A 26,520-nucleotide genomic window follows, 5' to 3' on the forward strand; every position below is an offset into this window, starting at 1 on the left:
GCGTCAGGCCAGCCGCCGCACCGCGACGAGGACGACCACCACCAGCGCCATACAGCCGGCGAGCATCGCCCAGCCGGCGCCGTAGCCCGCCGTGTCCGCGAGATAGCCGAACAGCGGCGGCGCGAGCAGGCCTCCCACGTTGGCGGCGGTCTGGCCGCCCGCGGTGGCCGCGCCTATCTCCCCCTCGCCGACGAGCGCGGCGAGACAGGAGTAGAACACACCCGCGGAGCCGAGGACGGTGACGCCGATGCCGAGGAGTAGCGCCACCGCGACCGGGAGCGGCGGCGTCCCGAGCGCGAGCGCCACGAGCAGGAGGCCGCCGACCGCGGTCTGTACGGCCGTGACGGTCGCGGCGCCGCGCCCGCCGCCGAGCCGGTCCGCGAGCGCGCCGGCGCCGAGCCGACCCGCGCTCCCCGCCGCCTGTGTCCCCGCGAGCACGACGCCCGCCACGGCCGGCGAGGTGCCGACCGCCTCGTCGACGTACAGCAGGGTGTAGCCGGTCGTCGTGAACACGCCCGCGCCGATGAACAGCCCCGCCGCCACGAGCAGGAGGTACGCGCGGTTCCCCCGGAGGCTCCCCACGTCGGGGAGCGACCACGCGCCGGCGCTCCCCGCGCCGCTGTAGGTGACCGCGAACACGGCGACGTAGGCGGCCGCGGCGCCCGCGACGACGCCGAACCCCCACTGCCAGGCGGCGACGCTGGCGACGGCCGCGATAGCCAGCGACGCGGTGCCGGAGCCGACGGTGACGCCGACCTGCTTGAGCCCCATGGCGAAGTTCTCGCGGCCGGGCGGCGCGCTCGTGACGATGCCGCGGTTCGAGGCCGGCATCGCCGTCGCGTAGAAAGCACCCAGCAGGAACGCGACCCCGAGCAGGGCGGCGAAGGTGGGCGCGACGCCGAGCAGGCCGGCCGCGACCGCCAGCCCCCCGAGACCGAGGAGCATCACGCGCTTCTCGCCGAACCCGTCGACGGCCGCGCCGCTGGGAAACAGGTTCAGCGTGTAGCCGAGCGTCGCCACCGTCACCAGCACGCCCACCAGCGTCCGCGAGACGCCGAACGTCCCACGGAAGTAGGAGGTGGCGGCGAAAAGCGAGTAGTAACACAGCGACGCGGCCGTCTGCCAGCCGGCGACCGCGAGCACAGAGCGCCACCCCGCGTTCATCCGGTCGGGCTACCCGGCCCGGTGGTGAAAGCGATTGGTCACCGGCAATCCCGGGCGCGACCGACAGCCGCCCGGGCCAGCGCCTCGAAGTCGGCCTCGTCGGGCACCACGTCGACCGCGATGCCGTGCGACTCGGCCGTCTCGCGGGTCGGAGCGCCGATACAGCCGACGATGGCGTCGTTCAGCCCGGCAATAGCGGCCTCGCGGACGCCCCGCTCGTCGGCCGCGGCGAGGGCGTTCTCGACGGTGAGCGATGAGGTGAACAGCGCCACGTCGAGGTCGCCGGCGGCCGCCCGCTCCGCGGAGACGCCGCTGTCGGCGGGCCGGGTCAGCCGGTAGAGGACCGTCTCGTGGACGTACGCGCCCGCATCCTCGAGTCCGTCGAGCAGGACGGCGCTCCCGTGGTCCGAGCGGGCCACCTCGACGCGGGCGCCCGCAACCTCGTCGGCGAGTCGGTCGACCAGCCCCGCCGAGGAGAACTCCTCGGGCACCACGTCGACCGCGTAGCCGGCCGCACGGAGCGCGTCGGCGGTCGACGCGCCGATGGCACACACCGCACCCGACGGTGACCAGCCGGCGGCGGCGAGTTCCACGCCCGTCTTCGACGTCAGGACCGTGTAGTCGGCGTCTTCGCGAGGCGTGGCGCCGGTCGGCTCCACCTGCAACATCGGGTCCGGCAGGGGCTCAGCCCCGAGCGACGCCAGCAGTTCGACCGCGGCGTCGAGCCGTTCGTCGGCGGGCCGGAAGACGGCGACCGTCGGTTTCGTATCGTCCATGGCGGTTTACTCCCCCTCCGTGGGCGGCTCACCACCCGTCCGCAGGAACGCCTCCACGCGCTCTCTGGTGGCCGCGACCGGGCCGATGACGGTTATCGCGGGCGGTTCGATGCCTTCCTCGTCGCGCACCTCGACGATGGTGTCGAGCGTGCCGACCGCGACCTGCTGGTCGGGCCAGGTCGCCCGCTCGACGAGCGCGACGGGCGTCTCGGGGTCCATCCCCTCCTCCATCAGGACTCGCGTGTAGTCCGGGAGCCGGCCGACGCCCATGTAGACGACGATGGTGCCGCCCGTCGCCGCCAGCGCGCCCCAGTCGACCGCCGACTCGTCTTTCGTGGGGTCTTCGTGGCCGGTGACGAACGACACCGAGGAGTTGTGGTCGCGGTGGGTGACCGGGATGCCGGCGACGCCCGGCCCGGCGACGCCCGCGGTCACGCCGGGGACGTACTCGAACTCGACGCCGTGGTCCGCGAGATGTTCCATCTCCTCGCCACCGCGTCCGAACACGAACGGGTCGCCGCCCTTCAGGCGGACGACCGTCTTCCCCTGCTCGGCGAGTTCGACAAGCCGGTCGTTGGTGTACTGCTGGGAGGTGCGGTCGCCGCCCGCGCGCTTGCCGACGTCCTCGGCCTTCTCGTCGGGCACTAGCGCCAGTGCCGGCCCCGGAAGCTTGTCGTGGAGCACCACGTCGGCCTCCTCGATGAGCCGTTTGGCCTTCACCGTCAGCAACTCGGGGTCGCCGGGGCCGGAGCCGACCAGGTAGACGCGCCCGGTCATTCCTCGGCGCCGGCCTCGCGTTTCGCCTCGGCGATTAGCTCGTCGGCCCCACGCTCGGCGAGGTCGGCGGCGAACTCGCGGGCCATCTCGGCGTGGCGCTCGACCGGGATGTCACGCACCTCCCGGACCTCCTCGGTGCCGTCGCGGTCGAGCACCCGCACGACGGTGTGGACGTACGCGCCCCGGAGCGTCGCGTAGACGCCGATGGGAGCGACACAGCCACCGTTCAGTGCCCCGAGGACGGTCCGCTCGACGGTGGTCTCGACCCGGGTCCGGGCGTGGTCGACCCGGTCGTGGATGCTGTCGGCGAGGTCGCCGTCGCGAGCGGTGACCGCGAGCGCGCCCTGTCCGGGCGCGGGGACGAACCGCTCGGCGTCGAGTCGCTGGTAGTCGAGGTGGTGGAGCAGGCCCGCGCGGTCGAGGCCGGCCTCGGCCATCACCATCGCGTCGAACTCGGTGTCGACCTCGCGTTCGAGCGCACGCCGCTCGATTTCCGCGAGCGCGTCGAACCACGCCTCGACGGACTGCTCGTACGCGCCCTCCCCGTCCTCGCTGTCGACGCGGTCGGCGTGCTCCCGCTGAAGCGACGGCGCGAGCAGTTTCTCGATGCGCGTGTCGACGTTGCCGCGGACGGGTTCGACGGTGAGGTCCGGCCGCTCGGCGAGCAGTTGGGCGCGCCGGCGGAGGCTCCCGGTGCCGACCGTCGCGCCGTCGGGCAACTCGTCGAGGCTCCGGCCGTCGGGTGTCACCAGCAGGTCGCCCGGGGCGGCCCGCTCGGGGACGCCCGCGACCACCAGGTCGTCGGGGAACTCCGTCGGCATGTCCTTCATCGAGTGGACGGCGGCGTCACAGTCGCCCTCGAGGACGCGCTCGTCGAGCGCGCGGACGAACGCCCCGGTCTTGCCGAGCCGGTGGACGAGTTCGTCGCGCACGCGGTCGCCCTCGGTGGCTACCTCCACGAGCTCGACGGGCCGGCGACGGGTCGAGAGCGCCTCCTGTACCGTCGCGGCCTGCCGAAGCGCGAGCTGTGACCCGCGCGTGGCGAGGCGAATGTCGGTCATGTGTCGCCCTCGGCGTCCCACCGTGAAACCCCCTTCGGGTCGGGCGCGATGAACTGCATGCCGCGATAGGAAATCGGCCCCGTGGGGCGTGTCCCACCGTTTCGCGCCTGCGCGAACGCGGCGCATCGCCTCGGTACGCCTTTCCGTCCGGCGACCGTAGCCGGCGGCGATGACGCTGGAACTGTACGAACTGGAGGGCTGTCCGTACTGCGCGAAGGTGAAACAGAAACTCGACGAACTCGACCTGGAGTACGAGTCGCACATGGTGCCCCGCTCGCACGACGAGCGGACCGAAGTGAAGGAAGTCAGCGGACAGACGGGCGTGCCCGTCCTGGTCGACACCGACCACGGCGTCGAGGGGATGTCCGAGAGCGACGACATCGTCGCGTACCTCGAGAAGACGTACGGACAGGAAGCGAGCGCCTGAGCCCCGAGCGCCGGGTACTCGGCCGCTGACCGCCGTTTTGCCACAAACCTTATTCCCACCCAGTAGCGGGTTCGTACTGCGAGCGGGACTCGCGAGGGTCACACGCCTGCCTCGCAGGCGGACCCTCTTTCACGTTCGCGATGACGCTCGCGTCGTGCGCCGACATCGCGTCCCGGGACAGTCGCTCCCGGGCGGACGGCGGCTTCGGCCGCCGTGAGCGGTCTCCCCGCGGGGACCCACGACGGCGCCGTTCAGAGACACTCCCTGTACGCGTCCAGCGTCCGCTCAACGTCCTCCTCGGTGTGGGCATAGGAGACGAAGTTCGCCTCGTACTGGTTCTGCGAGACGAGTACGCCCGCCTCGCGCATCGCCGGCCGGAACAGCCGCGCGTAGCGGTCCGTCTCCATCCGGCTCACGTCCCGGCCACCCTTCGGGCACTCCTCGAACCGCGGGCAGTCGGGGTTCTGCCGACAGCCGTTCGTGCACGTGTCGCCCTCCGCCTGTGGTGGGCTGTCGGCCCGCGTGAACGCCACCTTGAAGATGGAGTCGGTGCCGACGACGGTGTACCCGGGCGCCTGCTCGGCGACGATGTCGGTCAGCCCCTCCCGGAGTTGGCGGCCGATGTCGTTCACGTGGTCGTACACGTCGTTCTCGGCGGCGAACTTCAGCGTCTCCAGCCCCGCGGCCATCGTCGCCGGATGCCCCGAGAACGTTCCCGCCTGGAACACCTCGCCCGAGGGGGTGAACTGCTCGACGTACTCCGTCTTGCCGCCGATGGCGCCGACGGGGAAGCCGCCGCCGATTATCTTCCCGAACGTCGTCAGATCGGGGTCGATGCCGAACTTCCCCTGTGCACACTGGAGGCCGCCGACCCGGAACCCGGTGATGACCTCGTCCCAGACGAGGAGCGCGCCCGCGCCCGTACAGAGGTCGCGGAGCGTCTCGTGGTAGCCGTCCACGGGGTAGGCGATGCCGGCGTTCGCCTGCACGGGTTCGACGAGCACGCAGGCGATGTCGTCGCCGTGCTCCTCGAACACGCGCTTGGCGGCGTCGGCGTCGTTGAACGGCACCGGGAGCGTGTGCTCGGCGAACGACTGGGGGATGCCGTTCGTCGACGGCCGCGGGTGGTCGGCGTCGCCCTCGACGAGCGTCGACTCCTGAGCGCCGTGGTAGCCGCCCTGCATCACGACCACCTTGTTCCGGCCGGTGACCGCGCGGGCGAGTCGCACCGCCGAGACGGTGGCCTCGGTGCCGCTGTTGACGAACCGGAGCATCTCGACGGAGGGGACGTGCCGGGCGACGAACTCGGCGTGGTCGACCTCGAGTTCCGTCGGCATCCCGAACAGCGGGCCGTCGGCGACGCGCTTCTGGACGGCGGCGGTCACCGATTCGGGCAAGTCGTGGCCGAGGAGCAGGGGACCGAGCCCCTGTATCCAGTCGACGTAGCGGTTGCCGTCGGCGTCGACGACGTGGCCACCGTCGCCCGTGCGGGCGAAGACTGGGTACGGCTGGGGAGCGGCACGCACCGCGCTGTTGACTCCACCGGGGAGGACGGAGAGGGCACGGTCGTACAGCTCCCGCGAGCGGTCGTGATTCATGGGCGGGCGTTGGGCCGGCCACCGGTTAGTCCTTTCTCGTTGCGCGCGAGTGACCGCTCGGCGCGCGGACGCCACCCCGAAGGGCTGATAACGCCGGCCGGCAACTAGCGGGTAGATGCTGCCCTCCTCGTGGAAACGGGACTTCGCAAGCGGGCTCGTCGTGCTCGTGCCGATACTCGTGACGGCGTTCGTCGTCGCCTACGTGTACACGGCCATCCTGAGCATCGGCATCCTCTCGGACGTGTTTCCCCAGGGCACCAAGGGCTACACCATCGTCCTGGTCACGCTGGTCATCTTCGTGCTCGTCGTGCTGTCCATCGGCTACCTGATGCGGACGACGCTGGGTGACCTCATGGAGGCGGGGCTCGACAGCCTGTTCAACCGCCTGCCCGGCCTGCGCATCGTCTACAACGCCTCGAAGATGGCCGCCGAGACGGCGCTTTCCGGCACCGACGACCTGCAAGCGCCCGTGAAACTGGAGACATGGAACGGGATGCGGATGACCGCGTTCAAGACGGGGAAGTCGACCCGCGACGGCCGCGACGTCCTCTTTTTGCCGACCGCACCGAACATCACCACCGGGTTCGTCATCGAGGTGGACCCCGGCGAGTACGAGGAGACCGACGAGAGCGTCGAGGACGCGCTGACGCGCATCCTCTCTGCGGGGTTCGGTGAGTCGCGCGACCAGTCCATCCCCATCGACATCACCGAGGAGGACGGCGTCGTCGCCAGCGACGGGAGCGGCGACGACTAGCCTAGAATCGCACGGAGCGCGAACAGCGCGTTCTCCTTGCGCTCGCGGACGCGCCGGTAGAAGTACGACAGCCACTTGTCGCCGTACGGGACGTACTGGTTCACGTCGTAGCCCGCCTCGGCGAGCTGGAACTGTGCTTCCTCTCGGACGCCCATCAGCATCTGTATCTCGAACTCGGTGCCGTACTCGTCGTGGAGGTCCAGTGCGTACCCGACCATCTCCGGGTCGTGGCTCCCGACGGCGACGTGGTCGGCGTGCTCGAACAGGTACTCCAGTTCCTCGCGGTAGCGCTCGTTCACCGTCGCCTTCCCCCTGTACGCGACCTCCTTCGGCGGGTCGTAGGCCCCCTTCACCAGCCGGACGGTTCCCGGAAGCTCGACGAGGCGTTCGAGGTCCTCGCGCGTCCGCCGCAGGTTCGCCTGCACGCAGACGCCCATCGCCGCGTGGTCGGTGACGTGGTGCTCGAAGGCGTCGAGCGTCGCGTCCGTCGTCGTGTGGTCCTCCATGTCCAGCCAGACGAACACGCCGCGGACCTCGGCGCGCGCGACCACGTCCGCAAGGTTCTCGCGGAACACGTCTTCGCCGACGTCGATGCCCAGTTGGCTCGGCTTCACCGAGATGCAGGCGTCGACGCCCGCGTCCGCGATGTCGTCGACCAAGTCGCAGTAGGCGGCGGCGTCGTCGGCCGCCTTCGCCGGGTCGTCGTAATGTTCCCCGAGGAGGTTGAGGATGGCCCCCACGCCGTCGGCGTTCAACTCCCGTACGTGGTCGAGCGCCGCGGGCGCGTCCTCGCCCGCGACGAAGTTGTTCGCTACAGGGGGAATCATGCCCGCAAATACTGCCGGCAGGGTTATGACGCTTTCCGGATACGGCTCGTCGGGGAACGCTCCGAACCTCCGTCTGACGGCGCCGTCGAACCCGGTTCGTTTTTGTGTCGGCCGCCGACACGCCGGTATGGTCGTCGAGACGGTCGTGGTCGCGCTGTGGGCGATGCTACCCGCGTACGTCCCGAACAACGCCGCGGTGCTGTTCGGCGGCGGGGCGCCCATCGACGGCGGCCGGGAGTGGCGCGGCCGCCGTCTGCTCGGTGACGGGAAGACGTGGCGAGGTACCGCCGTCGGTATCGCCGCGGGCGTCGCGCTCGCCATCGTCCTCGACGCCGTCCAGCCCGCCGTCTCCGGCGCCACCGGCTTCGACATCCCGGGGTTCCCGCTTGCCGTCGGCGCGGCGCTTGCCGCGGGTGCGATGCTCGGTGACATCCTCGCGTCGTTCCTCAAGCGCCGCACCGGCCGCGACCGGGGCGCGGCGTTCCCGGGACTCGACCAACTCGACTTCGTGGTGGTCTCGCTCCTGCTGGTCGCGCTGGTGGCACCCACGTGGTTCCGGGGTGTGTTCCTGTCGGAGCCGCTTCGGCTGGTCGTGGTGCTCGTGGCTACGCCGCTGTTGCATCTGGTAACGAACGCCGGCGCGTACGTGCTGGGGCTGAAAGACGAGCCCTACTAGTCCAGTTTCTTCACGTCGAGCCTGCGGCCGTCTACGGGCGAGCAAGCAGTTCGCCCGCACGGCCCGAGACGATGGAGCCACCCGGTTGCGCAAAACCGGAGGAGAGTACGCGGGCGTGCTCCCCCGCGGCGCTTCGCGCTACCCCGTTCCGTGCGCCCACGAAGGTTCAAGTAGGGGAACGCGGCCACCCGCCCCGTGACGTAGCCGTCGCGGCGGGGCGAACGAGGCGGTTGCGCGACCCACCGCCCCGCCGAGCAGGGGGTCGCCTGTCAGCCCAGTTCCTTCCGGTAGAGCCGTAGCGTCAGCGCCTCCCCGGCGAACGTCACCTCGGCGTCCCGTTCGTGGACGAACCCGTTCGTCTCGTAGAGCCGCTGGGCCGCGGTCAACCGCGGCATCGTGTCGAGCACGAGCGCGTCGAACCCCGCGTCCCGGGCGCGGGCTTCGAGTTCGTCGTAGAGGCGCTGGCCGAACCCCCGGCGCTGGTGGTCGGGAGCGACGCGCATCCGCTTTATCTCGGCCGTCCGGTCCGGCAGGTCGCCGAACAGCGGCTCCGTCCCGCCGTCCAGCGGCCGGTACGCACCCATGGCGACCACCTCGTCGGCGAGCGTTCCGACCAAGAACGCCCCGCCGTCGAGATACGTCCCCTCGACGTCGTCGAGATCGGGGTCCTCGGCGTCTTCGGCGAACCCGCCGGCGTCCCGCATCGCCGCGGCGTGGAGGCGTTTGACCGCCCGCTCGTCGTCGGACCGATACCGGCGGACCGTCAGGTCCCTGGTCACGACTCGACCTGGACCACGACGCCCTCGCTGTCGACGTAGCGTTCGACCCGCTCGGCGAGCGTGCCGTCGCCCGGCCAGCCGACGGCTTCCTCGCTGTCCAGTCGGTCGGGGTCGCCGACGTACACCTCGGCCGTCCGGCCGTCGTCGGTCGGGACGGACACCCGGACGTACAGCCCCGAGTCCACGCCCTCGTAGCGGTCGAGCGCCTCCATCTGCTCGGTGGTGAGCAGTTGCCCCTCGACGGTGCCGCCCGGCGCGAGCGTCGGGTACTCGCCCTCGACGGCGTGGACGCCATGGAGGGTCGCGTCCGCGCCGAAGGTGGCGTCCGGCACGACCGCGAGTGCCTGATGCGGGTCGAGTAGCGTGCCGTAGACGAACACGTCCATACCGGCCGGACGGGCGCCCGCACCAAAGTTCCGACTCCGGTACGCTGAATGGGTAGTCGCCCGAGCCACGGGTATGGACACGCGCCGGCTCCGTGCGGTGTGGACGCGCGTGTTCGCGCTGGCGTGGCCCGTGATGGCCGAGCAGACGTTCCGCACGGCGATGCGGACGACGGACGTGCTGGTGACGGCGCTGTTCTCGCCGGCCGCGGTCGTCGCCATCGGCCTCGCGGACCTGTACGCGCGGTTCCCGCTCCGCATCGGACTCGGCCTCGGCGGCGGCGCCATCGCGCTCTCCTCGCAGGACACCGGCGCCGCGAGCGTCGAGAACCGCGACGAGGCGGTGACGCAGGCCCTCGTCGTCGCCTTCCTGCTGGGGGTGCCGTTCGTCGCCGTCGGCGGCCTGTTCGGCGAGACGGCCATCCGCGTGTTCGGCGCGAGCGACGACGTCGTTCGCCTCGGCGCGACGTACCTCGCCATCGTGTTCGCCACCGCGCCCGCGCGGCTGGTCGCGCTCGTCGGTGCCCGTTCGCTACAGGGCACCGGCGACACCCGCACCCCGATGTACGTCAACGTGTTCGCCAACTCACTGAACATCGCCGGGAGCGTCGTCCTCGGACTGGGGCTGTTCGGCGCTCCGCGCCTCGAAATCGTCGGCGTCGGCCTCGCCACCGCGACGGCGAACGTCGTCACCGCCGTCCTGTTGCTCGCGGCCATCGCCTCGTCGTACACGGCGGCGTCGTTCACCCTGCCCCGCCAACTCGTCGTCGTCCGTCAGTTGTTGCAGGTGAGCGCGCCCCGAATCGCCGAGGGGTTCGCCTCCGAACTCGCCGAGTTCCCGTTCAACGCCCTGTTGCTCGGCTTCCCGAACGGCCGCGCGGTCAACGCCGGTTTCCAGATAGGCCGCCGCGTCTACCAGCAGGTCACCGGCCCGCTGTCGCGCGGCTACAACGTCGCCGCCTCGGTGCTGGTCGGCCAGTCGCTCGGCGAGGGCGCGCCCGACGAGGCGCGGTACGACGGCCGCGCGGTCGCGGCGCTTGGCGTCGTGACCGTCGGCACCGTCGGCGTCCTGCTCGTCGTCGCGGCGCCGTCGGCCGTCGGGCTGTTCACCGACGACCCTGCGACGGCACGCTACGCGACGGCGTTCGCCCGCGTGTACGGCGTCTCGGGCGTCGCGCTCGTCACGTTCTCGGCGCTGTCCGGCGGCCTGCAGGGCGCAAGCGAGACCCGCATCCCCTTCCTCGCGCGCACCACGGGGATGTTCGGGCTGTTCCTCGGGCTGTCGTGGCTCCTCGGCCGGACGCTCGGCTACGGTCCGGCGGGCGCGTACGTCGGCGTCGCCGCCGCCTACGGGTGGATGGCCGTCGTCGTCGCCGGAGGATTCGAGCGCTCCGACTGGGCGGGCCGAGCCGCCGAGATGATGGCCGAGCGGGGGAGTAGCCCCACGGATTAGAACAGCGACAGCAGGCCGCCGACGACCAGCAGGGTCACCAGCAGGCGACCGAGGTTGCCGACGAACGCCGCAACGGCGAACTTCCGGTAGTCGGGGTCGAGTACCGAGAATGCGTACACCGAGGTGGTGTCGGGCAACAGCGGCACGCACAGCGTCAGCGCCAACCCGACGTAGCCGTGTCGCTGGACGAACCCCCGGAGCTCCATGAACCGGGGGAGTCCCGGCAGTCGTGCGGTGATTCGCTGAAGGGCGGCGAACTCGGTGACGCTCCGGCTGACGTGCAGTGCGACGACGCTCCCGAGCGCCTTCCCGACGCTGGAGACGAGCACGATGACCGCGAGCGTCACGGGGTACGACAGCCCGAGCCGGAGCGGCGCGGCGAGGACGATTTCCCCTGGTAACGGCAGGACGAACGCGACGAGAAACGAGTAGACGAAGACGACGACCAGCCCCGCGGGGCCGGTCGCGGTACGGACGAGCGTCTCGATGGGTTCAAGCGCGATGGAGGGCACGCTACCGGTCGTTCGAGGAGGGGTAGAGTAACGGTTTCGGCTTACCGGTCGCCGAGCGCCGGGAACTCGCGGTCGGTCTCGCCCGTGTAGTGGGCGCGGGGGCGAATGAGGCGGTTGTCCTCCTGATACTCGAGCGTGTGACCGATCCAGCCGCCGACCCGCGACATGGCGAAGATGGGGGTGAACATGTCGACGGCGATGCCGAGCTGGTAGTAGACCGTGCCGGAGTAGAAGTCGACGTTCGGGGCGATACCCTTCTCGACGAGCCCCTTCTCCGCGAAGTACCCCTCGATGGCGTCGGCCATGTCGTACCATTTGGTGTCGCCGGAGGCCTCCCCCAGCTCCTTCGATTTCGTCTCCAGAATCTTCGCGCGGGGGTCCTTCACGTTGTAGACGCGGTGGCCCATCCCGGGCACGCGCCAGTTCTCGCGCTCCTCGCGGGCGCGCTCGACGAACTCGACGGGGTCCTCGCCGCTGTCGTCTATCTCCAACAGCATCTCCATGACGTCCTGGTTGGCGCCGCCGTGGAGCGGCCCCGAGAGCGCGCCGATACCGCCCGTGACCGACGAGTAGAGGTCCGCCAGTGTCGAGCCGATGACCATCGCGGTGAACGTGGAGGCGTTCAGCCCGTGGTCGGCGTGCAGGGTCAACGCCATGTCGAACGTCTCTTCGGCGACCGGGTCCGGCTCCGCGCCGGTGAGCATGTAGAGGAAGTTGGCGGCGTGGCTCAGGTCGTCGCGGGGCTCCAGCGGCTCCTCGCCCCGACGGACGCGGTCGAACGCGGCCAGCACGGTGGGCATCTTCGCCGTCACCTTGCGGCCGATGCGGCGGGCCGCCTCGAGGTCGCCGCCTTCGGGGTCGGCGTCGTCCTCCGCCGAGAGATAGGAAGTGAGCGTCCGGAGCGCGGCCATCGGCTCCTCGTCGGCCTCGGCCAGCGCCCGAACGGTGTCGAGGACGGCGTCGTCGACGGACCGGGCCGCAACGAGCGACTCGTTGAACTCCGACAGCTCCGACTCGGTGGGGAGTTCGCCGTGCCACAGCAGGTAGACGACCTCCTCGAAGGTGGCGCCCTCGGCGAGGTCCTCGATGTCGTAGCCGCGGTAGATGAGCCGCCCGGCGTCACCGTCGATATAGCTGAGCGACGACTCGGCGACGACCACGCCCTCGAGCCCCTTCTTGAGTTCCTCGGACATGTCGTGAACCTTCCGAGCGTCCCGGGAAAAGCATTATCGTTCACGCATCCGCGCTCGGGCGCGGACGCGCTCGCCCTCCCGCGAACCCATGCGTGGGTGACCCCGTCGCCGCCCTGCCGCCGCGTAGGTTTTTACCCCCGGCCACGGAAGCGAGAGGTATGTCACGGGAGGTCGAGTACGAACCGGTGAGCGTGAAGGCGGTGTTGGCGGAGATGAAGGACACCGCCGAACTGCTCATCGACCTCTCGTACTCGGCGGTACTGCTCCGCTCCGACCAGGTGGCCGAGGAGGTGCTCGAACTCGAGGAGCGGATGGACGTGCTCCAGTTGCGCGCCCGGATGGGGCTACTGATGGCCGCACGGACGACGGAGGACGCCGAGGCGCTGGCGCCCGTCCTCGGCATCGTCGGCGCCGCCGAGAAGATAAGCGACGCCGCCGGCGACATCGCCAAGGTCGTCTTGGAGGACATCGGCCTGCCCGAGGCGATGCGAACTGCGCTCCCCGAGTCGGTCGAGTCGCTGGTGCGAGCGGGCGTCGAGGCCGACTCGTCGCTGGCGGGGCCGACGCTCGGCGAGAGCAACCTCGAAACCGAAACCGGCGTGCGGGTCATCGCCATCCGCCGGGGGGGCGACTGGCTTCTCAACCCCGGCGTCGACACCGCGCTCCGGGCCGGCGACGTGACGCTGTTGCGCGGCCCCGAGGACGGCATCGCCGAGGTGTACGAGCGGCTCACCGGCGACCGGTACGACCCCCCGGAGCCGCCCGCAGAGGGGGTCACCGACCTCGACCGCGCGATGGACTCCATCGTCCTGATGAAGGACATCTCGGAACTCGCGGTGGATTTGGCGTACGGGGCAGTCCTGTTCGACTCCGACGGTCTCGCGGAGGAGGTGCTGGAACTGGAAGCGGAGGTGGACGCGCTCCAGTCGCGGTTCGAGGCGTGGACGCTCCGGGCCGCCGCGGACGTCGACGACCCCGTCTCCCTGCGCGGTCTGATGCATCTCGCCGCGGCGACGGAGGTCATCTCCGATGCCGCCCTCGAAATCTCGGAGGGCGTGCTCCGCGGGCTGGGTACCCATCCGGTCATCGAAGAGGCCGTCCTCGAGTCGGACGAGGTCATCGTCCGGTTGGCCGTCGCCCCGGGCTCGCGGCTCGACGGCGCGACGCTGGGCGACGTGGCCGTCAAGACGGAGACGGGGATGCGCGTCATCGCGGTGCGGCGCGGCCCCGACCGGGAGGGTGGCGACTGGGTCGTCTCGCCCGGGCCGGCGACGGCGCTCCACGGCGACGACGTGGTCATCGCCAAGGGGACCCGCACGGGCGCGGAGCGGCTCGCGGAGCTGGCCGACGCCACGGTGTAGTCAGCTCCGGGCGAGTCGGTAGGCACTGCCGGCCGTCAGAATCAGGGTGACGAGCAGGCCGACGCCGACGGCGAGCACGAACCCGAGCGCGACGTACCACGCCGGCGAGTAGAGGTGACCGGCGCTGGTCACCTGGCCGTAGACGAGAACCGCCGCGAGCACGGTCCCGAGCGCGAACCCGATGGCGGCGTTGCGACGGACCGCGAGCGCGTCGACCAGCGCGGCCGTCCCCGGGCGGTCGGGCGGTGACTGTGACACGCCGGACCGTAGGCGCTCCGACGGCAAAGCGATTTGGAAGCCGACGCGAACCACAAAACGTACCCCGGTGGACCCCTCCGGGCAGATATGGAGCAGTCTCGCCGCACCCTCGCCCGGGGTGTGACCGCCCTCCTCGTCGTCGCGTTGCTCGTCCCCGCGGGCGTGTCGGCCGTGACGTACGACCCGACCGACTTCCAGCGCGGCCACATCGAGGAGCCCGCGAACGGGTCGACCGTCGTCGGCATCCAGGGGTTCCACTTCCAGGGGCAGGGCGCAAAGAAGAAGCCCGCCCGCCTCGCCTCCATCGGTCCGAACGGCTCGCTGAACTGGCAGTTCGACGGGTCGGCCGTCGGCGCCCGCTGGTTCTACGACGTCGACCCGCTGGAGAACGGCAACCTGCTCGTCGTCTCGACGAACCAGGACGGGACCATCGTCTACGAGTTCGACCCCGAACGCAAGGAGGCCGTCTGGACCGAGCGGTTCGACATCCACGACACCCACGACGTGGACAAACTGCCGAACGGTGACCTCGTGGTCGCCAACATGCGCCAGTACAACGAGACGACGGGCGTCTCGAACGACCGCGTGTTCGTCTACAACCGCTCGACCGACGAAATCACGTGGGAGTGGCTGTTCCGCAACCACTACCCCAACTCGACCGACGGCGGCTTCAACTCCGACTGGAGCCACGTCAACGACGTCGACCGCGTCGGCGACGACCACTTCCTCGTGTCGCCGCGGAACTTCGACCAGGTCATCCTCATCAACCGCACGACCAAGGAGATAGACATGCGGCTGGGGAGCGACGACGACTACTCCGTCCTGCACGAGCAGCACAACCCCGACTGGCTGGTCAGCGCCGAGGGCAACCCCACTATCGTCGTCGCCGACTCCGAGAACGACCGCGTCGTCGAGTACGAGCGGCGCTGTACGGGCGACCCGATGGATGCGCCGCCCGAGGACTGCTCGTGGAACCGGACGTGGTCGGTCGGTAGCGACCAGTTCAACTGGCCGCGCGACGCCGACCGCCTCCCGAACGGCAACACCCTGGTGACGGACTCGCTGAACCACCGCGTCGTCGAGATAACCCCCGACGGCGAAATCGTCTGGGAGTACTACGCGACGTGGGGGCCCTACGACGCCGAGCGGGTGTCGATGGGGGGCTCCTCGAAGGGCCCGACCATCGCCGACATGGACGCGGGCGGGACGTACGACGTGACCGGGAGCGCGAACGACCCGCCGGTCGCCACCGAGTCGGAGAGCGGCCCCGGCGCGATGCTGGCGAGCCTCGGGTTCACGGACCTGTCGCGAACGTGGTCGCACGTCACGCCGTGGGCCAAGCCCATCTGGATGGGCGGGTGGGCGTTCGTCACGACGGTGCTTGCGGGGCTGGTGCTCGTCGGCTGGGGCGTGACGGAGATGGCGCTCCACCGCGGCGAGATACGGCGGCGCGTACGCCGGCTGGCCCGGTAGTCAGGCCGGCTCCTCAAGGTCGATGCGGTCCTGGATGAGGTCGCGCAGGTCGTCGGCGTCCTCGACGTCGGCGAGCTCCTCGCGCTCGATGAGCGCCGTCCCGTCGACGTTCTCGCGGTTCGTCCGGTCGACGACGTACACCGACCGGGTGCGGGTCACCTCCCCGACCGAGGACATGATGCGAGCGCGCTTCTCGGCGGTGCGGGTGAACTCCGAGTGGCCCGTCAGCATCGACTCGCTGGCGTCCTCGGAGACGGCCTTGAACGGCGCGCGCTGGGTCGGGTGGACCGTGTAGCCGACCCGCGTCAGGACGGTGACGACCGCCTCGTCGGTCGGGTCGGGCTCCGGGTCGTCCGGCTCGGGCTCGCCGTCGCGGACCTCCTCGGCGCCGTCGAGTACCTCGACGGGCGCGGACAGCTCCTGCTCGAACAGCTCCTCTAGCTGTGCGGCCACCTCGACGCTGGCGTTCATCCCGTCTTCGTACTTCGAGACGGTGCGCCGCGAGACGCCGAGCTCCTGGGCGAGCTGGCCGAGCGACCACTCGCGGTCCTCGCGGGCGTCCGCGAGCACCTCGCCGTCGATGTTGACGTACAGCCCGCCGGGCGCCGCGTAGATGAGCGGCGGGACGCCCTCGACGAACAGTTCGACGGCGGTGTCGGGCGAGAGCACGGGCACGCCGTGTCGGAAGTAGACGACGCCGGGTTTGAGCTCCTCGTCGCGGGTCCGGAGCCCGAGCACGAGCGGCGTGGCGCCGAGATAGGTGCCGAGCCGCCGCATCTCGGCGCCGGTGGCGGCGTCGAACGCGTCGATGTTCGCGAGCACCTTCACCAGGAGGACGTCGTCGTCGCGCCGCGCGGCCAAATCGAAGCTCTTGGGCCGGACGGCACACCGGTCGCTGACGAGGAACCCCGCGTCCCCGAGCATCGCGGTGATGTTCCCTACGAGTGCCTCCCGGGACATAGGCGTACATAATCGTTTTCTCGGTTATATACGTTGTGGGGGCCCGAAACCTTGCCTTCGGGCGATTGACGGGACCGCTGGCGATACACCTAAGTGAGGCGGGCGCCGCGAGCCGAAACCGCCTTGCCCGGCGTCGGCGTATCTCCGGTATCCGAACCGCATGACGGTCATCGGCCTCGACGACACCGACTCCCGGACCCAGGGGATGTGTACGACGTACGCGGCCGCGCTGGTCGCCGAGCGACTGCGCGCCCGTGCCAGCGTCGAGCGCCTGCTTCTCGTCCGTCTGAACCCCGCGGTCCCGTACAAGACCCGCGGGAACGCGGCGCTTGCGGTCCACACCGACGCCGACCCGGAGACGGCGTTTTCGGTCGCGGAGGAGGTGGTCGCGGAGGAGGCGATGGCCGGCGACGACCGCACGAACCCGGGGCTGGTCGTCGCGCCCGGCGACCCCGGGGCGGTGCCCGAGGCCGTCGCCGACTGGTCGGAGCGGGCGCTCCGCGAGTTGCTGGACGCCGACGACGCCCGCGCGCTCGCGGCCGATGCCGGCTACCGCGTCGAGGCGTGGCAGTCGGGGCAGGGCGTCGTCGGTGCGCTCGCGGCCGTCGGCGCGTGGCGAGCGTGGGAGCGGGACGGCACCGCGCCCGGCCTCGGAGACGACGCCGACCCGACGTACGAGACCATCTCCTACCGCCCGCGCGACCGGTGGGGGACCGACCGGGACGTGGACGCCCGGAGCGTGTTCGCCGCCGCGGACGACCACTACCCGGCGGTGTGGGACACCGTCGACCGGGTGGAACGCGAGACGGTCTGTGTCCCGCACACGCCCGGCCCGGTGCTCCACGGCATCAGGGGCGACGACCCGGAGGCGACCCGCGCCTGCGCGGCGGCCGTCGAGAGCGAACCGGTCGAGCGGCGCGAGACGTTCGTGACGAACCAGGGCACCGACGCCCACCTCGCCGAGGCCACCGTTTCAGGTGCACGCGAGGGGCGGAGCTACCGACTCGACGCCACCGTTTCGGGTGCACCCGAGACCCGGCGCGGCGGTCACGTCTTCCTCGAACTCCGCGATGGCGACGCGACGGTCGACGCGGCGGCGTTCGAACCGACCGGCCGGTTCCGCGACAGGGTGCGGGCGCTCCGGGTCGGCGACGACCTGACGGTCTGTGGCGAACTCGCGGACGGCACCCTGAAACTGGAGAAGTTCGGCGTCCGCGCGCTCGACCGGGCGGAACTGGTGACGCCGACGTGTCCCGACTGCGGGCGGTCGATGAGTTCGGCGGGACGGAATCAGGGCTACCGCTGTCGGGACTGCGGCACCTCGGCGCCCGGCAAGGTCGAACGCGAACTGGACCGTGCGCTCGAACCGGGCTGGTACGAGGTGCCGCCGAGCGCGCGCCGCCACGTCGCCAAGCCGCTCGTCCGCGGCGGGTTCGATGCCCCGACCCACCCGGAGCGCTAGCTCTTCAGCCCCGACCCGGTGAGGGGGACGACCACGTCCGCGTCGGCGTCGAGGACGCCACGCTCCCGATAGACGTCGAGCGCCGCGGGCGCGACCGCGCAGGTCGGTTCGGTGTAGAAGCCGCCGCGGTGCAGGCGGTCGAGCGCCGACTCGACGGCCGCCGCGTCGAGCGCGATGGCATCGCCGTCCGTCGCCTCGATGGCGTCGAGAATCTGCCTCTTCCGGACGGGGTCCCGAATCTGGATGCCGTCGGCGGTCGCGTTGTCGCCGGCGGCCGCCGCCCGGCCGTGGAGTTCCTCGACGATGGGCGCGTAGCCGGCCGCCTGCGCGCCCAGCAGGCGGGGCATCCGGTCGGTCCAGCCTGCCTCCCGGAGGGCGCGGAAGCCGCGATAGGCACCGAGAAACAGGGTTCCGTGGCCGAGCGGCGTGACGATGGCGTCCGGAACGGACCAGCCGCGCTGTGCGGCCACCTCCATGGCGAACGTCGCAGTGCCGGCGAAGAAGGCGGGGTTCCACGCGTGGGAGGCGTACCAGCCCTCCCCCGACTCGACCGCGTCGATGCAGGCGTCGGTCACGTCGGCGCGCGTCCCCTCGACCCGTTCCACGTCGGCGCCGGCCCGCTCGATGGCTCGCAGTTTCGACTGCTTGACCGACGCGGGGACGTAGACGGTGGCGTCGATGCCGGCACGGGCCGCGTAGGTGGCGATAGCCGCGCCAGCGTTGCCCGAGGAGTCCTCGACGACGCGGTCGACGCCGAGTTCAGCGGCCCGCGACAGCGTCGTGGTCGCCCCCCGGTCCTTGAACGACCCCGTCGGGAACACGTACTCCAGTTTGAACGTCGCGTCCCAGTCGGACGCGTCGACCAGCGGCGTGAACCCCTCGCCGAGCGTCACCTCGCGGTCGACGGGCAGGAACTCGTCGAACGCCCACAGTCCATCGCGGGCGTCGACGTCGGGCGGGCCGTCGGGTCGGGGCGGGTCCGCGAAGTCGAGCGGCGCGCCGCACGCACAGCGCCAGCGGTCGCGGTACGTGCGGGCGCAGGCGGCACAGTCGAGCATGGGCGAGGGTGGGGCGCGTCGGGGTTTGTGGGTGTCGGTCGCCCGGTTACAGGAACAGGCGGGCGTCCTCGGCGACGGCTCCCTCCAGTTCGTCGGGGAGCGCGTCGACCCAGTCGACGGCGACGGCGGTGTCACAGCCGACGGTCGGGTCGTCGGCGACCGGGTCGCCAGCGACCGGCGCCGCGGGGAGCACGACGTGGTGGACGATGACGTGACCGCCACCGCCGTTCTCGCGGTAGTCGACCCGGCGGACGCGCTCGGGGCGCCCGATGCCGGGCGTCGCGCCCGTGAGGCTCTCGACGACGCCCTCGGCGGCGGCCACCCAGTCCCCACCGGAGGCGACGGGGACGGCAGGCAGGGTCCAGCCGTGCGAGCCGTCGTCCATCAGCAGGATGCGGCCCGCACCGTTCACGACGCCGACCACGGCCCATCCAGCGGTGTCGCCGAGGTCATCGCGCACGGCGGGGAACTCGTCGGCGTCGACGTGGTGGGTCCGTTCGCGGTAGTCGACGTCGTCTCGGTCGGCGAGCGGTTCGGGGTCGGTGAGGCTGTCCATCATCGCGGCGGGGGAGTTCTCTGTCATGGATGCAGGGCGTCGGTGCGGGCGGTGGTCGACGCAGGCGGAACGGAGGGCCGGCGTCGGCGGGCGGTACGTGGCTGGTCGCGTGGCCGTGTCTCGACGACGCACGCGTCCGGCCCGCGAGCGTCGCAACTACCGCTATTCGGCAACTGATACAAAAAGGCGCCGATTTTATTTCGGCTGTTTCTACGCGTATAGAAATTCGCTCTCCGGGGGCAAAAGCGTTGGGGCGGGGGGCTACTCGGGCAGTTCCGGAGGAGGCTGGGTCACCACGTCGATTCCCGAGAAGACGAACGTGGTGCCGTCGTCGACTTCGACGCGGCCGGCCCAGCCGTGGCCGGAGACGACCCGCTCGACGACGAGCAGTCCCAGCCCTTTTCGGTCGGTGCCGAAGTCGCCGTCGAACAGCGAGTCGACGATGGCCGGCGGCAGTCCCGGGCCGTCGTCGGCGACGACGAACCCTTCGTCGGTGCCCCGGACCGTCACCGTGACGCCGTCGCCGCAGTGCTCGGCGACGTTCCGAAACAGGTTCTCGAACACCTGTTCGAGCCGCGATTCGTCGGCCATCAGCGTCCGGTCGCGCTCGACGGTCAGCGTCGCGTTCGGCGGCGAGACGGTGTCCCAGGCACGCCGGGCGACCACTCTCAGGTCCACCGGCTCCCGTTCGCCCACGTCCGCGCCCTCCCGAGCCAGCGACAGCGTCTCGGTGATGAGCCGCTCCATCCGGTCGAGCGCGTCCTCGACGGTCTCGAGGTGTTCGCGTTGGGGCGGGGACGCCGACTCCGCGACCAGTTCGGTGTACCCCTTCGCGGCCGTCAACGGGTTCCGGAGGTCGTGGGCGAGCACGCCCGCGAACTCCAGCAGGCGCTCGTTCTGTGCCTCCAGCGCCGCGTAGTGTTTCTGGCGTTCGAGTTCGTAGCCGACCCAGCGGGTGAGCAGGCGCACGAACCGCTCCTCGTCGGGACCGAACGGCTCCTCGCGGGGCTCGGTCCCCGAGTAACAGAGCGTGCCGTACACCTCGCCGTCGACCAGCACCGGCGCGCCGATGTAACACTGCAGGCCGGTCGTCTCCCGCGCGCGGTCGTCGCTGAACGGCGAGTTCCCCGCGTCCGACACCGCGATGAGTTCCTCGTCGTCGACGACGTGGCGACACCACGTCACGTCGAGGTCGTGGGTCGAACCAGCGACGTACGCCCCTTCGACGGCCGTCGAGTCGATTATCTCGTACTCGCCGCCGCCCGTGTACGACAGCACGCCGTAGTCGACGCCGAGACGGTCGCGGCCGACGGTTATCGCCCGCCGTATCTTCTCCTCGATGGGGAGCGTTGGGTCCGCCCCCAGTTCGTAGAGGTCCTGGAAGTAGTTGGTCGCGTCCGAGTCGCCCATGTCACCGGTGACACACGCTTCGGATTTATCTCTTAGTCGCCGTCGCCGAACCCGGACCGCTCCATCGCGCCCCAGGCGTCGACGCCGCGCAGGTACTCGACGAGGCCGTGCCACGCGACGAGTGTCTTCCACTGTCGGTAGCCGAAGTTCTCCAGCACGCCGTACCACAGCAGTCGGACCACCTGCCGGGGGTCGTCGTAGCGGTTGAAACTCCAGACCTCGCTGAACACGCCGAACCACGACAGGAACACGCCGAACCCGGTCGTCAGCAGGAAGAAGGCGACGAGGAACTCGACGTTGAGGACGCCGAAGTACCACGCCAGCGGGAGTATCAGGTAGCCCAGCCCCTCGATGAGCGGGCCGAACGTCTCGGCGGCGACGAACATCGGCATGACCAGCGTGCCTACCCGGCCGTACGCGCGGTTGAACAGCATGTCCCGGTGGGCGACGACGGTGTCGACCATCCCGCGGTACCAGCGGCGGCGCTGGCGGCCGAGCACCCGGCGGCTCGCGGGTACCTCAGTCCACGCGACCGGTTCGGGGATGAAGTCGACGGTGTACTCGCGGCCGGCGTCCGAGAGATGCCGGTGGAGGCGGACGATTATCTCGAAGTCCTCGGTGACCGTGTCGTGGCGGTAGCCGCCGACCTCCCGGACGACATCCGTCCGGAACAGGCCGAACGCGCCGGAGATGAGGATGAGGCCGTTGACGCGGTTGAGTCCCAGCCGCCCCGAGTAGAACGCCCGCAGATACTCCATCACCTGCATGCCCGGCAGACCGGTCTTCGGGAGGCCGACCCGCTCGACGACGCCGTCCTCGATGTCGCAGGCGTTGGCGACGCGGACGACGCCGCCGGAGGCGACGGCCGTGTCCGGCCGTTCGAGGAACGGGCGGACGATCTGCAACAGCGCGTCGCGGTCGATGACCGTGTCGGCGTCGACCGCACAGAACAGCGGCATGTCGGTCAGCCAGATGCCGGCGTTGAGCGCGTCGCTTTTCCCGCCGTTGGCCTTGTCGACGACGAGCAGTTGGTCGGTGCTCCGTGACCGGTAGACGTCGTCGATGGGCTCGCAGGGCACGTCGAACGGCACCGGCGCGTCGACGGCCTCGAGGTCGAACGCCTCCCGCAGTCGGTCCATCGTGGCGTCGGTGGAGCCGTCGTTGACGACGACCACCTCCAGGTCCGGGTAGTTCAGCGCCAGCATCGACCGGACGCTCTCGACGATGGTCGCCGCCTCGTTGTACGCCGGCACCACCACGCCGATGCCGGGGTAGAAGGGGCTGGCGAACCGGCGGAACGGCGGGTCCCACCGGGCCTCGCGAACGTCCTCCTCGAGTTCGAACAGCGCCAGGACGTGGATACAGAGGTAGAAGACGTTGATGACGGCGTAGTAGGCGACGACGACCACGCCGAACGCGGCCAACCCCCGGAGGAACCAGCCGGCGACAGTCGTCACGGCTCCACCTCCCTGCCGTGGCGTGCCAGCCGGTCGTAGTCGGCCTGCTCGCGGCTCCAGGCCCACGCGGCCGCGGGCACCTCCGGCGCGTCCGGTCGGTCCCGCCGGCGGGCCAGCGCGTCGGTGCCCGTCACCAGCGCCCGCGCGTCCGTCTCGGTCGCCAGCGCACCCGCAAGGACCGACAGCGCCCGCTCGTCGCCCCAGTCGGCGAGCGTCCGGTACACAGCGGCGCGGACCCGTGGTGAAGGGTCGCCCGTCAGCCGCTCCAGATACCGACCGCCACGGAGGTCTTCGCGCCAGCCGAGCCCGGAGAGCGCACGAGCGCTGGCGGCTCTGACGGCCGCCGACTCGGCTTCCAGCGTCGCCGTCAGCCACGAGATGTCACCGCCGCCGACGCTGGATTCGAGTTCGCGACAGACCTCGAGCACCTGCACCAACAGCGACTCCGGCCACGCGTCGGCGCGGGTAGCCGCCATCGAGAGCAGTGCCGCCGGGTCGCGGCGGGCGACCCGGTAGAGCGTGTCCTGTCCGAACACCGTGAACGGCGCGTCGGTGCCGTCCAGCAGGAGCGTGAGGCCGTCGGCGACCGTCGTCGGCGCGTCGCTGTCGTGATAGAGGCGCGTGACGGTGGCACGCTCCCTGGGGGTCCGGGGGGTGAAATTCGACGCCCGACAGAGGTCGGGCCGCTGGAGCAAGACGAGCCACGTCAGCGCTTGCAGGCGGTCGTACTCGCGGCGGCGGTCGAGACGACGCGCCGACCGCGCGGGGATGCCGAGCGCCTCGCCCAGGTCCCGCAGGCGCTCGGCGTCGCTCCCCTGGAGTTCGCGGAGATACTCGTCGAGCAACGACTCTACCACCTCGCGTTCGAGTGCCGACAGCCCCGCGACCCACGGCTCCCAGCCGGCGGTCGGGGTGAACACCCGGTCGAGCAGTTCCTCGCGGAGGCGGTCGCGGTGTCGGTCACGGCGGGCCCTCGCCGCCGCGCGGTACACCGAGAGGCCGACGGTGAGCGAGAACGACACCGTCAGCGCGACGCCCAACACCAGCGCCGCGACGACGAGCGGCGACAGGTCGGTGGGCACGGGGGCCGCCATCAGCCCCGGCCCCCGTCAGTCATCCAGTTGCCTCCGTACCCGGGCGAGCAGTTCGGTGCTACTGAACGGCTTGGTGACGTAGTCGTCGGCGCCGCGTTCGAACCCGTCGAGTACCTGTTCCTCGCGGCCCCGGGAGGTGAGCAGTATCACCGGCAGGTCGGAGTCGACCGGCAGTTCTCCCCCGCGTATCATCCGCAGAAGCCCAGTACCGTCGAGCCGCGGCATCATCACGTCGAGCACCGCCAGCGCCGGCTCGAACCCCGCCTCGAGGCGGTCGGCGGCATCCCGGCCGTCCTCGCAGACCGTTACCTCGTAGCCGGCGCTCCCGAGCCGGTGGTCGAGCAGTCGTCTGATGGCGTCGTCGTCGTCGACGACGAGCACCTGCTTGCTCATCAGTCGTCGGGCGGTCGCACCCCTGCGGCAAAACGTTGTTCCCGGGTCAGTACTCGTCGACGTCGGTCCCCACGGAACAGACGTACTCGCCGGTGGCGACCTGCGGGAGCCGACGGCTCCGCCAGAACACGCCCTCGGAGTCGGCGGTCACCTCCGCCTTCGGCTCGCCGAAGACGTCGGTCACCTCGAACAGGGTGTCGCCGCGGGCCACCTCCTCGCCGAGTTCCTTCTTCAGGACGGCCAGCCCCCCCGACGGCGAGCCGTACTGCTCGAAGCCGGTGGCGCGCACCTGTGGAGTCGGCTCCACGTCGCCCTCGAGGAAGCCGTAGTAAGTGAGGACGTTCATCACGCCCCGGACGCCCGTCCGGATGGATGTCTCGTCCCAGCCGACGGCGCCGCCCAGTTCCGGGTCGATGGTCGGGACGCCGTCGTCGGGGGCCGCACGGGCCAACTGCCCGTCCGGACCCTTCTGGTCGAGGATGTGGCCACAGCCGAACACCTTCGCCAGTTCGAGACAGTCGCGGTGGAGGCGGTGGCGGTGGCCACAGCGAACGCGCGTCTCGTTTATCATCCGGCTCGTCGACCCCTGGTGCAGGTCGAGCACGAGGTCCGCGCGAGTGGCGGCGTCGAACGTCGCGGCGGCGATGCGCTCGCTTGCGGTGCCGGACTCGTCGCCGGGGTACGCCCGATTCAGCTTCGTGTCGTCGACCGGGTTGCGGTGCTCGGCCACCTGGTAGCCGTACCAGTTGACGATGCCGACGACGAGGACGGTGCCCGCCAGTTCCGACGGGTCGAGCCGCGGGACGACCCGGTGGACGACCCCGAGCCCGTTGAGTTCGTCGCCGTCGGAGACCGCCTGCATGTAGAGCGTCTTCCCGTCGTCGGCGCCGTTGACGACACAGACCGGAAGCGACACCTCGGAGCCGTCGCGGGCCTCGCCGACCGGCAGCCGCCCCACGCTCTTCTCGCCGGGGGCGGCACTCGCCGTTCCGAGGCTTGTCATTACTCCAACGCGGCCAGCCACGCGCTTTAAGCTACTGATACCCGCCGGGATTTCCGGCGGCCGGGAGCGCCGTCAGCCCGCGACGCCGGACAGTACGCCGCCCGTCCGCACGATGAAGTAGACGACGAACAGCGCCGCGAGCACCCACTGGCCCGCACCCACGTCGTCGAACTCACCGACCGCCGCCTTCACGATGGGGTACGAGACGATACCCGCCGCGATGCCGTACGCGATGGAGAAGGTGAACGGCATCACGATGATGGTGAGGCCGGCGGGCACCGCGAACGTGAGGTCGTCCCACGCGATTTCGGCGACGTTGGTGAGCATGATGATGCCCACGACCACGAGCACGAGATGCGAGGCGTACGTCGGCACCGCCGCCGCCAGCGGGACGACGGCCAGCGACAGCAGGAACAGGACACCGATGACCAGCGCGGTCATCCCGGTGCGGCCGCCCTCCTCGACGCCGGTCGCGGACTCGATGTACGTCGTCACGGTGGAGGTGCCGAGCATCCCGCCGACGGTGGTGCCGACGGCGTCGGCCATCAGCGGCTCGTCCATGTCGGGAAGGTTGCCGTCCTCGTCGAGGAAGCCGGCTATCTGGGAGACTCCCGTGAGGGTCCCCGCGGTGTCGAAGAAGTCGACGAAGAAGAACGTGAACACCACGAGCGCGAAGCCGAACGGCTCGACGTTCCGGAGCCCCTCGATGAACGCACCGGCGAGCGGCGCGATGTTGTACGAGGAGGCCTCGTACACGATGGGGACGTTCGGCGCGACTGGAACCGGGGTCTTCAGGGTCGCCCCCGCCTGGCTGGCGGCCTCGACGGCCGGCCCGGCGGTGAAGCCGAGCGCCTTCGCGGCGTAGCCCGCGAGCGTGGTGAGGATGACGCCGATGATGATGGAGCCACGGACGCCGCGGGCGTACAGCGCCAGCGTGACGAACAGCCCAGCCACCGACAGGATGGCGACGGGGTCGGTCGCCAGCACCGGGCTGAACGTGATGAACGTCGCGGGGTCGCCCGCCACGACGTGCATCTCCTCTAACCCGATGATGGCGAGGAAGAGGCCGATACCCGCACCGACGGAGAGCTTCACCGGTTCGGGGAACAGTCGGATGATGGCCTCCCGGGCACCGACCGCGGTCAGGAGGATGAAGATGACTCCCTCGACGACGACGGCCGCCAGCGCCGTCTGCCACGGTATACCCAGTCCGAGGACGACCGTGAACGCGAAGAAGGCGTTCAGTCCGAGCCCGGGTGCCTGTCCGAACGGCCTGTTCGCGTACAGCGCCATCACCAGCGTCGCCACCGCGGCCGCGATGAGCGTCACGACCGCGATCATCTGGAACGTCCGGAGGTCGGAGACCCCCTCGATCTGGATGGCGTTCGAGAGGATGGCCGGGTTGACGACGACGATATAGCTCATCGTCAGGAACGTCGTCATCCCCGCCAGCACCTCCGTCCGGAGGTCCGTGTCGTGCTCGTCGAAGCCGAAGAAGTCGGCCAGCGTGTCGTTAAGCCCCATGTTGCACGTCTGAGCACAGCGAACAGTCAGGACTTAAGTATTTTCCTACCGGACGGGAGGAGATATGCACGTTCACGCATAATCAGGGAGCGTCCGCGGCGAGCCGCCGGGGGAGCACTTTTGCCGCCGGT

The 26,520-nt window shown here is 70.6% G+C and carries 26 protein-coding genes and 1 pseudogene; 7 read left to right on the forward strand and 20 right to left on the reverse strand.

Annotated elements, in window-relative coordinates; all coding sequences use genetic code 11:
* Positions 1 to 3: 3 nt before the first annotated feature.
* The 4 genes from NL112_RS03020 to hemC are packed head-to-tail and all read right to left on the reverse strand — an operon-like array spanning position 4 to position 3,778.
* The gene (locus NL112_RS03020; protein WP_255151154.1) at positions 4 to 1,164 is read right to left on the reverse strand and encodes an MFS transporter; all 1,161 of its coding nucleotides are present in this window, start codon (positions 1,162 to 1,164) and stop codon (positions 4 to 6) included.
* 38 nt (positions 1,165 to 1,202) lie between these two features.
* Positions 1,203 to 1,940 (reverse strand): uroporphyrinogen-III synthase, encoded by a 738-nt coding sequence (locus NL112_RS03025; protein WP_255151155.1) that lies wholly within the window; start codon positions 1,938 to 1,940, stop codon positions 1,203 to 1,205.
* A gap of 6 nt (positions 1,941 to 1,946) precedes the next feature.
* Complete coding sequence (gene cobA, locus NL112_RS03030; RefSeq protein ID WP_255151156.1) at positions 1,947 to 2,717, reverse strand: uroporphyrinogen-III C-methyltransferase; 771 nt, start codon at positions 2,715 to 2,717, stop codon at positions 1,947 to 1,949.
* Entirely contained in the window at positions 2,714 to 3,778 is a 1,065-nt protein-coding gene (hemC, locus tag NL112_RS03035) for a hydroxymethylbilane synthase (RefSeq protein WP_255151157.1), read from the reverse strand. Before hemC ends, cobA begins: the two co-directional genes overlap by 4 nt.
* A 169-nt stretch (positions 3,779 to 3,947) precedes the next feature.
* On the opposite strand from hemC, the gene NL112_RS03040 reads away from it, so the two are divergent.
* A complete protein-coding gene (locus NL112_RS03040) occupies positions 3,948 to 4,205 on the forward strand; it encodes a glutathione S-transferase N-terminal domain-containing protein (protein ID WP_255151158.1) in 258 nt (85 codons plus the stop codon).
* Positions 4,206 to 4,456: 251 nt separating this feature from the next.
* On the opposite strand, the gene hemL is transcribed toward NL112_RS03040, so the two are convergent.
* A complete protein-coding gene (hemL, locus tag NL112_RS03045; protein WP_255151159.1) occupies positions 4,457 to 5,803 on the reverse strand; it encodes a glutamate-1-semialdehyde 2,1-aminomutase in 1,347 nt (448 codons plus the stop codon).
* 115 nt (positions 5,804 to 5,918) lie between these two features.
* Here hemL and NL112_RS03050 point away from each other — a divergent pair, with 115 nt between their 5' ends.
* Complete coding sequence (locus NL112_RS03050) at positions 5,919 to 6,557, forward strand: DUF502 domain-containing protein (protein WP_255151160.1); 639 nt, start codon at positions 5,919 to 5,921, stop codon at positions 6,555 to 6,557.
* Here NL112_RS03050 and NL112_RS03055 read toward each other — a convergent pair.
* Positions 6,554 to 7,384 carry a proline dehydrogenase family protein gene (locus tag NL112_RS03055; protein ID WP_255151161.1) on the reverse strand — a complete coding sequence of 277 codons (831 nt, stop codon included), beginning with the start codon at positions 7,382 to 7,384 and terminating at the stop codon, positions 6,554 to 6,556. The two genes, NL112_RS03050 and NL112_RS03055, sit on opposite strands and share 4 nt — an antisense overlap.
* 127 nt (positions 7,385 to 7,511) lie before the next feature.
* On the opposite strand from NL112_RS03055, the gene NL112_RS03060 reads away from it, so the two are divergent.
* The gene (locus NL112_RS03060; protein WP_255151162.1) at positions 7,512 to 8,060 is read left to right on the forward strand and encodes a CDP-2,3-bis-(O-geranylgeranyl)-sn-glycerol synthase; all 549 of its coding nucleotides are present in this window, start codon (positions 7,512 to 7,514) and stop codon (positions 8,058 to 8,060) included.
* Positions 8,061 to 8,329: 269 nt separating this feature from the next.
* Here the strand turns inward: NL112_RS03060 and NL112_RS03065 are convergent, their stop codons facing one another.
* Positions 8,330 to 8,839: a GNAT family N-acetyltransferase gene (locus tag NL112_RS03065; protein ID WP_255151163.1), complete on the reverse strand. Its 510-nt coding sequence runs from the start codon at positions 8,837 to 8,839 to the stop codon at positions 8,330 to 8,332.
* Positions 8,836 to 9,225 carry a gamma-glutamylcyclotransferase family protein gene (locus tag NL112_RS03070; RefSeq protein WP_255151164.1) on the reverse strand — a complete coding sequence of 130 codons (390 nt, stop codon included), beginning with the start codon at positions 9,223 to 9,225 and terminating at the stop codon, positions 8,836 to 8,838. The genes NL112_RS03065 and NL112_RS03070 overlap by 4 nt, the downstream gene beginning before the upstream one ends.
* 73 nt (positions 9,226 to 9,298) lie before the next feature.
* On the opposite strand from NL112_RS03070, the gene NL112_RS03075 reads away from it, so the two are divergent.
* Positions 9,299 to 10,675, forward strand: coding sequence for an MATE family efflux transporter (locus tag NL112_RS03075; protein ID WP_255151165.1), 1,377 nt, complete (start codon positions 9,299 to 9,301; stop codon positions 10,673 to 10,675).
* Here NL112_RS03075 and NL112_RS03080 read toward each other — a convergent pair.
* Positions 10,672 to 11,187 carry a YqaA family protein gene (locus NL112_RS03080; protein WP_255151166.1) on the reverse strand — a complete coding sequence of 172 codons (516 nt, stop codon included), beginning with the start codon at positions 11,185 to 11,187 and terminating at the stop codon, positions 10,672 to 10,674. The two genes, NL112_RS03075 and NL112_RS03080, sit on opposite strands and share 4 nt — an antisense overlap.
* A 41-nt stretch (positions 11,188 to 11,228) precedes the next feature.
* Entirely contained in the window at positions 11,229 to 12,380 is a 1,152-nt protein-coding gene (gene citZ / locus NL112_RS03085) for a citrate synthase (RefSeq protein WP_255151167.1), read from the reverse strand.
* 158 nt (positions 12,381 to 12,538) lie between these two features.
* Between citZ and NL112_RS03090 the strand changes: the two genes are divergently transcribed.
* Positions 12,539 to 13,741, forward strand: coding sequence for a potassium channel family protein (locus NL112_RS03090; protein ID WP_255151168.1), 1,203 nt, complete (start codon positions 12,539 to 12,541; stop codon positions 13,739 to 13,741).
* Here NL112_RS03090 and NL112_RS03095 read toward each other — a convergent pair whose 3' ends face one another.
* Complete coding sequence (locus tag NL112_RS03095; RefSeq protein ID WP_255151169.1) at positions 13,742 to 13,999, reverse strand: DUF7536 family protein; 258 nt, start codon at positions 13,997 to 13,999, stop codon at positions 13,742 to 13,744.
* Positions 14,000 to 14,086: 87 nt separating this feature from the next.
* Here NL112_RS03095 and NL112_RS03100 point away from each other — a divergent pair, with 87 nt between their 5' ends.
* Positions 14,087 to 15,472: an aryl-sulfate sulfotransferase gene (locus tag NL112_RS03100; protein WP_255151170.1), complete on the forward strand. Its 1,386-nt coding sequence runs from the start codon at positions 14,087 to 14,089 to the stop codon at positions 15,470 to 15,472.
* Here the strand turns inward: NL112_RS03100 and NL112_RS03105 are convergent, their stop codons facing one another.
* On the reverse strand, positions 15,473 to 16,432 hold the full coding sequence (locus tag NL112_RS03105) for a transcriptional regulator (protein WP_255151171.1): 960 nt from the start codon (positions 16,430 to 16,432) through the stop codon (positions 15,473 to 15,475).
* A 160-nt stretch (positions 16,433 to 16,592) separates the two neighbouring features.
* Here NL112_RS03105 and NL112_RS03110 point away from each other — a divergent pair, with 160 nt between their 5' ends.
* Entirely contained in the window at positions 16,593 to 17,894 is a 1,302-nt protein-coding gene (locus NL112_RS03110; RefSeq protein WP_255151172.1) for a tRNA(Ile)(2)-agmatinylcytidine synthase, read from the forward strand.
* Here the strand turns inward: NL112_RS03110 and NL112_RS03115 are convergent.
* From NL112_RS03115 to NL112_RS03150, 8 genes and pseudogenes are all read right to left on the reverse strand, one after another.
* Positions 17,891 to 18,952 carry a pyridoxal-phosphate dependent enzyme gene (locus NL112_RS03115; RefSeq protein WP_255151173.1) on the reverse strand — a complete coding sequence of 354 codons (1,062 nt, stop codon included), beginning with the start codon at positions 18,950 to 18,952 and terminating at the stop codon, positions 17,891 to 17,893. The genes NL112_RS03110 and NL112_RS03115 overlap by 4 nt on opposite strands.
* Before the next feature lie 46 nt (positions 18,953 to 18,998).
* Entirely contained in the window at positions 18,999 to 19,535 is a 537-nt protein-coding gene (locus tag NL112_RS03120; protein WP_255151174.1) for a hypothetical protein, read from the reverse strand.
* 234 nt (positions 19,536 to 19,769) lie between these two features.
* Positions 19,770 to 20,918 carry a GAF domain-containing sensor histidine kinase gene (locus NL112_RS03125; RefSeq protein WP_255151175.1) on the reverse strand — a complete coding sequence of 383 codons (1,149 nt, stop codon included), beginning with the start codon at positions 20,916 to 20,918 and terminating at the stop codon, positions 19,770 to 19,772.
* A 35-nt stretch (positions 20,919 to 20,953) separates the two neighbouring features.
* Positions 20,954 to 22,375: pseudogene (locus NL112_RS03130) on the reverse strand (glycosyltransferase family 2 protein); the annotation flags it as partial.
* The gene (locus NL112_RS03135; protein WP_255151177.1) at positions 22,372 to 23,469 is read right to left on the reverse strand and encodes a HEAT repeat domain-containing protein; all 1,098 of its coding nucleotides are present in this window, start codon (positions 23,467 to 23,469) and stop codon (positions 22,372 to 22,374) included. The gene NL112_RS03135 and the pseudogene NL112_RS03130, both read right to left, overlap by 4 nt.
* A 15-nt stretch (positions 23,470 to 23,484) precedes the next feature.
* Positions 23,485 to 23,862 (reverse strand): response regulator transcription factor, encoded by a 378-nt coding sequence (locus NL112_RS03140; protein WP_255151178.1) that lies wholly within the window; start codon positions 23,860 to 23,862, stop codon positions 23,485 to 23,487.
* Positions 23,863 to 23,908: 46 nt separating this feature from the next.
* Positions 23,909 to 24,865 carry a succinylglutamate desuccinylase/aspartoacylase family protein gene (locus tag NL112_RS03145; protein ID WP_255151179.1) on the reverse strand — a complete coding sequence of 319 codons (957 nt, stop codon included), beginning with the start codon at positions 24,863 to 24,865 and terminating at the stop codon, positions 23,909 to 23,911.
* Positions 24,866 to 24,937: 72 nt separating this feature from the next.
* Positions 24,938 to 26,389 carry an NCS2 family permease gene (locus NL112_RS03150; protein ID WP_255151180.1) on the reverse strand — a complete coding sequence of 484 codons (1,452 nt, stop codon included), beginning with the start codon at positions 26,387 to 26,389 and terminating at the stop codon, positions 24,938 to 24,940.
* Positions 26,390 to 26,520: the final 131 nt, after the last annotated feature.

This window comes from Halorarius halobius, assembly GCF_024298865.1.
Taxonomy (GTDB): Archaea; Halobacteriota; Halobacteria; order Halobacteriales; family Haloarculaceae; genus Halorarius; species Halorarius halobius.

Coding starts and splice junctions, on each gene's coding strand:
- NL112_RS03075 (WP_255151165.1), top strand. CDS start 9,299: ATGGACACGCGCCGGCTCCGTGCGGTGTGGACGCGCGTGTTCGCGCTG.
- cobA (WP_255151156.1), bottom strand. CDS start 2,717: ATGACCGGGCGCGTCTACCTGGTCGGCTCCGGCCCCGGCGACCCCGAG.
- NL112_RS03145 (WP_255151179.1), bottom strand. CDS start 24,865: ATGACAAGCCTCGGAACGGCGAGTGCCGCCCCCGGCGAGAAGAGCGTG.
- NL112_RS03150 (WP_255151180.1), bottom strand. CDS start 26,389: ATGGGGCTTAACGACACGCTGGCCGACTTCTTCGGCTTCGACGAGCAC.
- NL112_RS03020 (WP_255151154.1), bottom strand. CDS start 1,164: ATGAACGCGGGGTGGCGCTCTGTGCTCGCGGTCGCCGGCTGGCAGACG.
- NL112_RS03050 (WP_255151160.1), top strand. CDS start 5,919: ATGCTGCCCTCCTCGTGGAAACGGGACTTCGCAAGCGGGCTCGTCGTG.
- NL112_RS03120 (WP_255151174.1), bottom strand. CDS start 19,535: ATGACAGAGAACTCCCCCGCCGCGATGATGGACAGCCTCACCGACCCC.
- citZ (WP_255151167.1), bottom strand. CDS start 12,380: ATGTCCGAGGAACTCAAGAAGGGGCTCGAGGGCGTGGTCGTCGCCGAG.
- NL112_RS03090 (WP_255151168.1), top strand. CDS start 12,539: ATGTCACGGGAGGTCGAGTACGAACCGGTGAGCGTGAAGGCGGTGTTG.
- hemC (WP_255151157.1), bottom strand. CDS start 3,778: ATGACCGACATTCGCCTCGCCACGCGCGGGTCACAGCTCGCGCTTCGG.
- NL112_RS03040 (WP_255151158.1), top strand. CDS start 3,948: ATGACGCTGGAACTGTACGAACTGGAGGGCTGTCCGTACTGCGCGAAG.
- NL112_RS03140 (WP_255151178.1), bottom strand. CDS start 23,862: ATGAGCAAGCAGGTGCTCGTCGTCGACGACGACGACGCCATCAGACGA.
- NL112_RS03105 (WP_255151171.1), bottom strand. CDS start 16,432: ATGTCCCGGGAGGCACTCGTAGGGAACATCACCGCGATGCTCGGGGAC.
- NL112_RS03125 (WP_255151175.1), bottom strand. CDS start 20,918: ATGGGCGACTCGGACGCGACCAACTACTTCCAGGACCTCTACGAACTG.
- NL112_RS03060 (WP_255151162.1), top strand. CDS start 7,512: ATGGTCGTCGAGACGGTCGTGGTCGCGCTGTGGGCGATGCTACCCGCG.
- NL112_RS03055 (WP_255151161.1), bottom strand. CDS start 7,384: ATGATTCCCCCTGTAGCGAACAACTTCGTCGCGGGCGAGGACGCGCCC.
- NL112_RS03070 (WP_255151164.1), bottom strand. CDS start 9,225: ATGGACGTGTTCGTCTACGGCACGCTACTCGACCCGCATCAGGCACTC.
- NL112_RS03025 (WP_255151155.1), bottom strand. CDS start 1,940: ATGGACGATACGAAACCGACGGTCGCCGTCTTCCGGCCCGCCGACGAA.
- NL112_RS03115 (WP_255151173.1), bottom strand. CDS start 18,952: ATGCTCGACTGTGCCGCCTGCGCCCGCACGTACCGCGACCGCTGGCGC.
- hemL (WP_255151159.1), bottom strand. CDS start 5,803: ATGAATCACGACCGCTCGCGGGAGCTGTACGACCGTGCCCTCTCCGTC.
- NL112_RS03135 (WP_255151177.1), bottom strand. CDS start 23,469: ATGGCGGCCCCCGTGCCCACCGACCTGTCGCCGCTCGTCGTCGCGGCG.
- NL112_RS03110 (WP_255151172.1), top strand. CDS start 16,593: ATGACGGTCATCGGCCTCGACGACACCGACTCCCGGACCCAGGGGATG.
- NL112_RS03100 (WP_255151170.1), top strand. CDS start 14,087: ATGGAGCAGTCTCGCCGCACCCTCGCCCGGGGTGTGACCGCCCTCCTC.